Origin of the sequence: Spirosoma utsteinense, from assembly GCF_014282275.1 — a bacterium.
GTDB lineage: Bacteria > Bacteroidota > Bacteroidia > Cytophagales > Spirosomataceae > Spirosoma > Spirosoma utsteinense.
Window position 1 is genome coordinate 77651 of sequence record NZ_VFIA01000028.1, and the last position, 9555, is coordinate 87205.

Here is a 9555-nt window from a genome sequence, read left to right on the forward strand (position 1 = left end):
TTGGTAGTGGCCCACCGGCGCTACTATCGCTCTGCCGATTGAGGACTCGTGGATCGACCGCTCAGTAACCCGTTCTTGCGTAATCCCAGGTACCCCCCAACGCTGTTGTGCAGTAAGCCACCGGCATCGATAGCAACCGAGCCGTTCAGGGAGACACCTCCGAGCCAGTTCAACGGTACCGACGCCGTTAGTATACCCGAAAACTGCATGGGCAATTCCAGGTAGGGGACGGGATAGGTACCTGCGTTTTTGCTTATCGACAGGCGCGTTGTCAGATCTACTTTGTCGAACAGCAATCCGCTCAGGCCCAGATGGAACGCGCTTACCCGGTTGTTGGCAATACCGACACCTCCATTGGGCAGGTCCGGTCGAAGTTCGCGCTGGGGTGCCAGAAATGGGGTGCCTATCGTACGTCCGAAATAGACCCATCCATCAACAAACTGACTGTGATTGAAGTAGTTATCCCTTCCCCGTCGTTTATCATTATCGATTACGAACTCATCTCCACCCTGGCTACCCGTAAATAGGTATTCCAGCGTAATCTGGCGCAAGAAGAAAGCAGTCCCAGTGGGTCGATTCCGGTTTTTAAGTCGCAGCCCATTAAGCCCATCATCGAGGTTTGTTCCGTAAAATAATGAGCCATCATCGTAAACGAATTGCCGGTACACATATGCATTCCAGCTGCCAATGTTCACATCGGCCGCAATATCAACCGACCCGAGGTGGTTACCAATCCGGTTATCTTCGAAAGAAGTAACGACCTGATCAATTGGCGTTCCTCTTGTGCCAAAAACCACGGCTGGAAAATACCTGAGTGTAGACGGTAATTTACCATCTACAGCCACATTTGGACTCAATACACCCGGAGCAGCCGAACCAGCCCAGATTACGTTGTGGTTAAACCCGGCGTACAATCGGAACGGCCAGGTAGGTTTTCCCAGACGGCCATATGCATACTTTTGATGGAGATAAGACCCTTTTATCAGCCGATCGCTATTTTCGAACCACCCGTGGGAGATAACCCCCATGACCGACAGGATGCCCTTTGTAAACGGAATAGGCGTGAAGTTCGGCAGACCAAACTGAACTTTGGGAATTGGTAATGCATTGCCCGACCAGACGTAAGCGCCCGTAGTCAGTAGCGTGTCGACTAGTCCGATAATTTCACGGCGTCGCCCGGCGTAAAGTTCAAAAGCACCCAGACGACCCTTTACGTAGGCTTCAGGTAACAGAAACTGGCTAGAAGGTCCGGCGTTGACGATGACATTTGCCCCATATCCCCAATCAATCAGCGGACGTGAACCACTGCTGTCAGCCAGTCGATAATCCGTATAGATACCCGCATTAAGTCGGCCAAAGGGTGTTTCCAAGGGTACTGTCCCGTACTGGTTGGCCCGTAGCCAAAAAGGCGTTTGCGATGATGAGGCCATACCACCTGCTTCCAGGTGGTACTGACTAACCCGTTGCCCATTCACACACGTCCAGATACCACTGATCAACAACAGGCTGCAAGCCCGCACAAACGAAAATCGCATAGAGTAGGGAAAACGGTAGGCGTCTTTGGCGACGCCCCCTTAAAACCTATTTACCACGGCCCTGTGCCATCACCCGAAGTGTTTGGGCAATAATCCACATATCGAACAGAAACGATCGGCGGTCAGGGTACAGTAAGTCATATCGAAGCCGCTGTACCATCTCCTCGATGGTAGCGGCATACCCGAATTTAATTTGCCCAATCGACGTAATACCAGGTTTCACTTTCAGAAGCGACTGGTATTCAGGGGCAATCTCAACGATTTTGTCAATAAAATACTGCCGTTCCGGACGCGGCCCCACCACTGACATATCGCCTTTCAGCACGTTGACAAACTGCGGTAGTTCATCCAGGCGCGTTTGACGCATAAACCGGCCCCAGGGCGTAATACGACTATCGAGAAGACCGCCAGAAAGCACAGGACCAGACTTCTCAGCATCTGTATACATACTGCGGAATTTATAGATACTGAAGATCTTGCCATCACGACCAACCCGCTCCTGCGCATACAGGACCGGACCAGACGACGTTAGACGGGTGATCAGGCCAAGTATCAAAAAGATAGGGAAGCCCAGGATGAGTACACCCAGCGAAAAAACGATGTCGAAGGCCCGCTTGAGGGTATTGACCCGGAAGTCGGCCAGCATCTGGGACGAAAGATTGAGTACCGGCAAAAAATCGTGGTACTCGACCGATGCACCCCGGGCCATAAACCCCCGGAAGTCGACCAGTAGCTTGACCTGGTAATCCATCGATTCCGCCCGGTCGGTAATGACTTTCATCTGGTCATTGTCGATGTAGGGCATGCAGCAATAGATACAATCGATGCTCTCCCGGGTTATATACGGCTCCAGCGACGCATAATCACCCTGCAATAAGCCTTCATTTTCGGGGGAGGGACGATCGAAATAGCCGCAAAACCGAAATCCCATCTCGGGATGCGCTTCATAAAAACTCCGGATCGAATCGGCCAGCTTACCGTACCCCACAATTATATACCGCCTGTTATTATACCCCCGGGCACGGTATTCCTGTAGAAAAATCAATCCTCCGATCCGTACGGCTGCCGCCATCGACACGAAGAGGGTATAAGTAATCAACAGGTGCTCTCGGGAATAGTAATACCCTTTTATAGCTACCCAGCAGATAGAAATAACCGCAACGTGAATCGTGGTCAGCACCAGCAGATTCATCAACAAATGATTGGCCTTAAACAGCTGTCTGGGGTAGATGTACGGCTTTAGTATAAGTATTTCGACAAGCCAGACTGCATTGAAAAGCCACCACAACGATGCATACGGTGGTGCTGAAACAGTTTCGGTTGTTTGAAACTTGATCCAGTATCCACCCAAAAATGCCGCATTGAGACTAAGAAAATCGACAATGATGTGCAGTGGAAAAAACAGTATGGAATAGCGATGCCTCATGCCTGTTGGGGTTGTTCATCGGAGGTTGGCAGATGTTTACCCAAAACATTTGTACGCTAAAGTAGCGCTTCCAGATGAGGAGTTAGTACTAAATATTATCTTACGGCCCAAGGAACCAGCGCGCAATTTACGCATAAATGTGTAATGTTTTTTGCAGTCATCCATGTCTGGCTTACAGAGTTGACGTTGATCTCCATACTTTGCGCAGACTTAAAAAAGTACCAATTCCGTCCTGATACAGCGTCCCGTTGTCAACGGCTAAACTACCAGTTAGCTGCAATCCGCCCAACAGTGAAAGCGGAGCAACAACGCTTACATAGCCCGAAAACTGGTTGCGGGCTGGTACATACGGAACATCGTATGTACCCAGGTTATTACTGAACGATAGTTTCGCCTGGTACCCGATGGGTGCTGTCAACGCAGATCCCCGCACTGGCAAGCTGCCCGCTAAACCAACATGCATAACGGTTACCCGATTATTCACCGTGAAGGTTCCGTAGGGATATTCCCCATTTGGGCCAAGAGCCGGCGGAATAAAAGGCGTCCCAATCGTATGCTGCCGGTAAGCCCACCCATCGCGGTACTGCTGGTGGTTGAAGTACGTATCTTTACCCCGCAAAAGAGGATCTTCAATTATAAATTGTGAGCCTCCCTGACTCGTTGTGTTCAGAAACTCGAATAAGATATCCCGGACCAACGCATTGGGATCGTTCCGGCGAATACGAAGACCATTCAGGCCGTCGGCAATGTTGATCAAAGCGGCCAGCGAACCATCTTCGAAGATACTTTGCCGGTACATATAGAGCGTATGCCGCACCAAGTCCAACTCCAGCGCTACATCGATGGAACCGAGGTGATTTCCTACCCGGTTAGTTCGATCAAAAAAGGTGTATTTCGTAGTATCCGTACGGCCCTTGTTGACACCAGTTACGACATAGAAGTAATCGATCAAACTGGACGGCAGTTTACCCCCCGCCGGAATTACCCCCGGAATCCCAGCCGGGTCAGTCGCTTGTCCTCCCCATACCACCTGGTGATTGAATCCTCCATAGAGTCGCACCGTACTGGTTTCCCGGCCAAATCGCAGATACAGCGATTTTTGATGTAGCATCGTGTTCCGGATATACCCCGATGCGTCTAACAGCCCATGCGCGAAAGTGCCCTGAAGAGCTACAAACCCTTTGGTAAACCCGATGGGAGTGAATACCGGAATCGAAAGCTGAATTTTAGGGACAGGCAACGCATTCCCCGACCAGGCGTAGGAGCCTGTTGACAGCGTTGAATCGGCTAGTCCAAACTTCTCGCGTCTACGGCCGATGTAGCCTTCAAAAATACCCCGTCTTACTTTAACATAAGCTTCCAGCAGTGGAAATGTGTTGCCTTGCTGAGTATTGTTACCAACGATATTCAGTCCGTAACCGACATCGAACGAAGAACCCCGCCAGCGGGGATTAGCGCGTTTTACCGAATCATACTCACTGTAGATACCCAGCCGTCCCGTCAGGAGGGGTGACTCATTCGGGACGATCCCGTACTGGTTGGCCCGCAGCCAGAAGGGCGTTTGCGCTGATGATGAAGCAAATCCACCTACCTCGACCGAATAATGATTGGGTACACGAAGCGGCTGAGATTGGCCGTGCGACAGAAAGAAAAGGAATACGCTTACAAATGCGTAGGAAAAATGTAATGAAAAGCCAATACGCATTGAATATCGGGGGTAGTGGGCGTAGATGGATGCACACTAATAATGTGGTTCATTCACCTTTATTGCCAGCGAAGTTATTTTCTGAGGGTATGCCTGGTTGGCAAAGGTAGCTATAAATGCAAAAGCCCGCACTGTTAGCGCGGGCTTGCCACCTGATTAACAGACAGTATCTATTTCTTTATCAACCGACTAACAGCCTTCTGCTGATTCGACTCGATAACCGGCATATACACACCCGAGGAGATAGACCCTGGCTTCCAGTCGACCTGATGCCGCCCAGCAGGCTGATTTTCTCCCTGTACCAATTGACCAACTACCTTACCCTGCGCATCGGTAATCCATAAGTTTACAGTTCCGCTGGTGGGAAGGTAGTATTCAATGGTTGTTGTATGCTCAAACGGGTTCGGGAAAGCAGCCAGTTGCAGGGGGCGTTCGCCAGTAACGTCAACAGGCCGGATGTTTGCAGTAAACGTACTACCCGCCTTTGCTTCGAAACCCGGCCGCAGTGTCACCGAGCGACCCGCCCGATACTCGACCGTTGCAGCGTTGCTGACTATAGTAGCGGCTTCGATAGTTTCTATCGCCTGCTCCAGATACTGACCCGGTTTCTGGTAACTGATCTGGATACGCAACGTCTGTTTAGGTACCTGTGCCAGGCTGTATACCGATAGGCAACAGCTTAGAAAGCTTAGAAGGAGTCGCATGTTATCGGCGGGGTTTAGCCTGAATTTTATTGATGCGACGCTCCAGACTAGCGCTTTTCTTCGCCAGCACGTCGTTCTGCTTTTTAAGTTCGATTACGTACAGCGTCAGCTCCTCTACTTTTTCAAGCAATTTCGCCTGCATCTGTCCCACGTCGACCCCTTCTTTTACCACTTCCGTAGCGGAAGGTACACCCGGCAGATGCTTATTCTGCTGAATGTAGCTTTCAACCTCCTTCAACCCACGCAGTCGGTAGGCAGGGTCGAACACCCGGTCTGACCAATCGTTCGTACTTTTTACGGCTACCTTCACTTTCTCAGTCAGTATACCGTCGGCAACGTAGAGTTTGTAGCCAGCGGGCGTCTTATCAACGCCGGTACCGATCACCACACCGCCGGTATTTGTATTCTGGAGATTGTCGCCTTCTGATTTCCACAGGCTGTTTTCTTCAGCCGCCAGCCGCCCTGAACCGCCTGTGCTACCCAGTACAACATCACCCTCTGCATCTACAGTCAGAAACTTTGTTTGATTCAGCGCCGTGGCTGTCGAACCCGATGTCAGATTAGTAAAGCGTAGTCCACTGTTCCCGGCAGTCCCCTGATTAATTTCCAGTTTAGCTGCTGGTGCCGATGTACCAATACCAACATTGGCATTATTACCCAAGACAAGCGCATTTGAGACAGATACCTGAGCGTTTGCGCCAATAGCCCCGGCATTGGTAAGACTCCCTGCATTAGCCCCTGTGCTGTTTGCCTGCCAGCCAATAAATGTGTTGTTATTTCCGCTGGTGATTGATTGAGCTACATCCTGACCGATAAACACATTATTACCCCCGATTTGATTGTTAAAACCTGCGTGGGTACCTATGTACGTATTTTGACTTCCTGTGTTTTTATATCCTGCCCCATCTCCAATTGCCATATTGGCGCTACCTGATATATTATTGGCACCTGCAGAATTACCAATAAACATATTAAAACCTCCAGTAGCGTTATTCGCTCCTGCCTGCGCACCGATAAATACGTTGCTCGCTCCTGTTGTGTTACTGTAACCAGCAAAAGCTCCATTAAAAACGTTACTACCACCACTCGTATTTAGGTAGCCAGCCTGTCGGCCAATAAAAACGTTACTACCACCACTTGTATTCGTCTGCCCCGCCTGAAAACCCATGAAAGTGTTTGCTTGACCCGTACTATTTACACCTGTACCGGCGCCAACAAATGTATTCTGGATAGATGCTCCGTTCGATGCACCCGAAAGCGAACCAAGGAACGTATTGCCTGTTCCTGTACTATTTCCACCACCTGCATCCGAACCAATGAAGGTGTTGTCGTTCCCCTGCGTATTAGAATAGCCCGCACCTGTACCGAAAAAAGCGTTGTTGTTACCTGTGGTGTTAAAATAACCAGTTCTGTAGCCCGCAAACGCATTGTTGAACCCTGTACTATTTGTATAACCAGTACCGGAGCCTAAAAATGTGTTGCTGTTACCGGCTGTGTTACTAAAGCCTGAACCAAAACCAAGAAAGGAATTATTCTGCCCAGATGTGTTCTGACTGCCAGCCGATGCACCCAGAAAGGCATTTTGTGTACCAGCCATATTTTGAATACCGGTTCCACGTCCAATAAACAAATTACTGGCTCCACTCATGTTTAAGTTGCCAGCCCCAACACCAACCAAGGTGTTGTCAGAGCCTGGAGTGGCAGAAGATGGAGAGGTAGACACATAATTGGTCTGTGCCAGCGAAGCCGATCCCGTCAACACTGAAAACAAGACGAGTTGGAGTAATTGTGTTTTCATCTATTCTGTTATAAATACTACGTGCGATCATACTGAGTACAAGTATAATGAATTACCCGAATACCATACTTACAAAAAAAGCCTAAAGAAACTAAATAGGGTAAATACATCTACGAACAGTAAATATAGTTACCCTATCCAATAAACAGAAACAAAAATTGCCGCTACCTATTCTTTTCTGTACACAAAAAATTGATGGCTATCAATTTGCCTTATAATGGTAGTTATACCGACCCGCGGGTGCAACATCGCCATTCACCCAAAAATCCATAATATCCTCTTCTTTTTGGCGGTTATCGGACCACTTAAACTCAAAATCAAGATTCTTCTGACCGTTTTCCAGCAACTGGCGAGGAATCCGTAATTCTAAACCGGTGCCTTTGTAAGCATATTCAACGATAGCCGCTTTTTTCCAAGCAGAGCCGTTGACTTTCTTTTCGACAATTGCCGTCTGCCCAACCTGCTTCCGGTTGACAGCAAGATCATACCCCTGCCAACCAGTTGTCTTTCTCCGATCTATATCGATAAAAAGTGTCATCCAGTTTGTATTGGTATGGGGGGTAATTTTTTCTGCGGTTGTCACGTACAGATAGACATACTTGTCATCACGAGCCACCTTCGTACCAATAATATCGTTTCGCCCAGATTTATTGGTATAGTAATACGACTGAAAACCGGGGGAGTCACGGTGAATCGTACTACCCTTATGTGCCTTGAAATTAGGCTTAATCGAACTCCAATCACTAAATACACCGTCAATTTTAATTGTCTTCCGGGGAGAAGCCGCCTGTTCGCCCGGTACACCCTTGAAACGGCGAATATTAGCGACCATCTGGTAATAATAATTATCGCCATGACCACCTTTCATAGGTTCAATATCACGACTGTTGTCCGAATTATACTGATCTGGGAACGCGTTAGACTGCTTTCCCCATTCGCGATGCCGGCCAGCTACCCATTCATTCCACCCCGTTATAAAGATCATGTCAACATCGTGTTTCAAAGCTTGGTCCCATTGCTCTTGAAAGTTTAAACCGTAAACAGACGCATTCGCTCTTTTGTCATGACCTTTTGCATTGGTATAGCTTCGGCCAAAAACGTTAGGCGCATTCATGGCCGTCAACCCTCGCTCCTTCGACCAGTTTTGAGCCACGCTAACGGGCATTTCTTCATACCCCCCCTTATCCTGTTTCACATACTTGTGCTGTGGGTAAATTTCTAACCAGCCCCACTGATCAGGCCGAGCGGGCCCCTTCTGGTAATCAGGTTGTACCGGGCGAAATGTAAAAAAGTTTTTCATTTCCTGGTGTAATTGTGTCCCTGTCGGATTGCCGGGCACCTCTATCATCAAGTCAGGATAACTCAGCAGTAATGGTTTTCCTTTCCAATAAAACCATAACTCTTTATAAAGACCAGGTTTATAAAGTTGCCCATATAGCTGATTGATAGCATTTTGTCCACCACTGACTGGACCAAGTGCCGTTACAAACGCTATTTGAGGAGTGCGAACACCGTCTTTCCGAGCCTCCAGAAACACGTCGCATAAAGCAGTGTAAGCTGGTTTCCAGACCTGATCCCCATTTGTACAATCGAAAAAAATTACATCTACCCCAGCATCAGCCAGCATTTCAGCATGTTTCCGTAACACCCATTTATCAGTGCTTGTATAAAAACCAAACAAAGGCTCTCCCCAGAAGTAAACTCTATCTGTTGGCCAGGACGGATCATCATAACTTACCCGGGCATTAGGATTGCTTTTCAGGGTTGGGTTTGCTTTTAGATAAGCAGACAGGTTGAGTGGTTTATTATTGGTAGACCGATATTGATAATGCCATGGCCAGTAAAAAATGCCCACATACCGATCTTTTTTAATAGCCCCAGTCATAGGTAGTTTTCGGCCTAACGCATCAGTAGCTGGCAAATTTTCCGTGTAATTCACTAGGGAATTTTGAGCTGTTACATTAGCAGCTATAAACCAAAACATAAAGAATAAATACTTCATTTCATCACAATTAATTGATTTTAGTATACCTATATACCTAGTCTAAAATAACTTTTTTGCCTTTTTTTTTACAAAGGAGCTATTTTTTGCCAATTTCAGACACAAATACATTTTACCTGGTCGTGACGTAACCGTGGACTCTTCGTCTTTATTGCATGGTAACACTCGTCGTCTCATGCCGCTACTGTGGCAACCAAGATGCCGTTCGGCGCAAAGGGCTCAGCACCAACGGCAATCAGCGCTACAAATGTGAAAACTGTAAGCGCAGTTTCCAACTAGTGTACACTCACAAAGCACACGAACCTGGCATCAAGGAGAGAGTTATCGATATGGCCCTTAACGGAAGTGGGATTCGGGATACCGCTCGTGTGCTGAAAATAAATAT

General features: G+C 48.1%; 7 protein-coding genes. 1 reads left to right on the forward strand and 6 read right to left on the reverse strand.

Annotated features, from left to right (window positions below):
* Positions 1 to 23 precede the first annotated feature (23 nt).
* From FH603_RS19895 to FH603_RS19920, 6 genes are all read right to left on the reverse strand, one after another.
* Positions 24 to 1535 carry a capsule assembly Wzi family protein gene (locus FH603_RS19895; RefSeq protein WP_186739452.1) on the reverse strand — a complete coding sequence of 504 codons (1512 nt, stop codon included), beginning with the start codon at positions 1533 to 1535 and terminating at the stop codon, positions 24 to 26.
* Positions 1536 to 1581: 46 nt separating this feature from the next.
* Positions 1582 to 2961, reverse strand: coding sequence for a sugar transferase (locus tag FH603_RS19900; RefSeq protein WP_186739453.1), 1380 nt, complete (start codon positions 2959 to 2961; stop codon positions 1582 to 1584).
* Between the two features lie 172 nt (positions 2962 to 3133).
* Positions 3134 to 4666: a capsule assembly Wzi family protein gene (locus tag FH603_RS19905; RefSeq protein ID WP_186739454.1), complete on the reverse strand. Its 1533-nt coding sequence runs from the start codon at positions 4664 to 4666 to the stop codon at positions 3134 to 3136.
* 170 nt (positions 4667 to 4836) lie between these two features.
* The gene (locus tag FH603_RS19910; protein ID WP_186739455.1) at positions 4837 to 5370 is read right to left on the reverse strand and encodes a T9SS type A sorting domain-containing protein; all 534 of its coding nucleotides are present in this window, start codon (positions 5368 to 5370) and stop codon (positions 4837 to 4839) included.
* A gap of 1 nt (position 5371) precedes the next feature.
* Positions 5372 to 7168 carry a beta strand repeat-containing protein gene (locus FH603_RS19915; RefSeq protein WP_235985234.1) on the reverse strand — a complete coding sequence of 599 codons (1797 nt, stop codon included), beginning with the start codon at positions 7166 to 7168 and terminating at the stop codon, positions 5372 to 5374.
* A 202-nt stretch (positions 7169 to 7370) separates the two neighbouring features.
* Positions 7371 to 9170 carry a glycoside hydrolase family 71/99 protein gene (locus tag FH603_RS19920; protein ID WP_186739456.1) on the reverse strand — a complete coding sequence of 600 codons (1800 nt, stop codon included), beginning with the start codon at positions 9168 to 9170 and terminating at the stop codon, positions 7371 to 7373.
* A 155-nt stretch (positions 9171 to 9325) separates the two neighbouring features.
* Between FH603_RS19920 and FH603_RS19925 the strand changes: the two genes are divergently transcribed.
* Positions 9326 to 9555: IS1 family transposase (locus FH603_RS19925; protein ID WP_186739462.1), on the forward strand; the 230-nt coding region annotated here is incomplete at its 3' end.

What these genes read in the sequence shown, in the direction of transcription:
- FH603_RS19895 (WP_186739452.1), bottom strand. Translation starts at nt 1,535, where the DNA reads ATGCGATTTTCGTTTGTGCGGGCTTGCAGCCTGTTGTTGATCAGTGGT.
- FH603_RS19900 (WP_186739453.1), bottom strand. Translation starts at nt 2,961, where the DNA reads ATGAGGCATCGCTATTCCATACTGTTTTTTCCACTGCACATCATTGTC.
- FH603_RS19905 (WP_186739454.1), bottom strand. Translation starts at nt 4,666, where the DNA reads ATGCGTATTGGCTTTTCATTACATTTTTCCTACGCATTTGTAAGCGTA.
- FH603_RS19910 (WP_186739455.1), bottom strand. Translation starts at nt 5,370, where the DNA reads ATGCGACTCCTTCTAAGCTTTCTAAGCTGTTGCCTATCGGTATACAGC.
- FH603_RS19915 (WP_235985234.1), bottom strand. Translation starts at nt 7,168, where the DNA reads ATGAAAACACAATTACTCCAACTCGTCTTGTTTTCAGTGTTGACGGGA.
- FH603_RS19920 (WP_186739456.1), bottom strand. Translation starts at nt 9,170, where the DNA reads ATGAAGTATTTATTCTTTATGTTTTGGTTTATAGCTGCTAATGTAACA.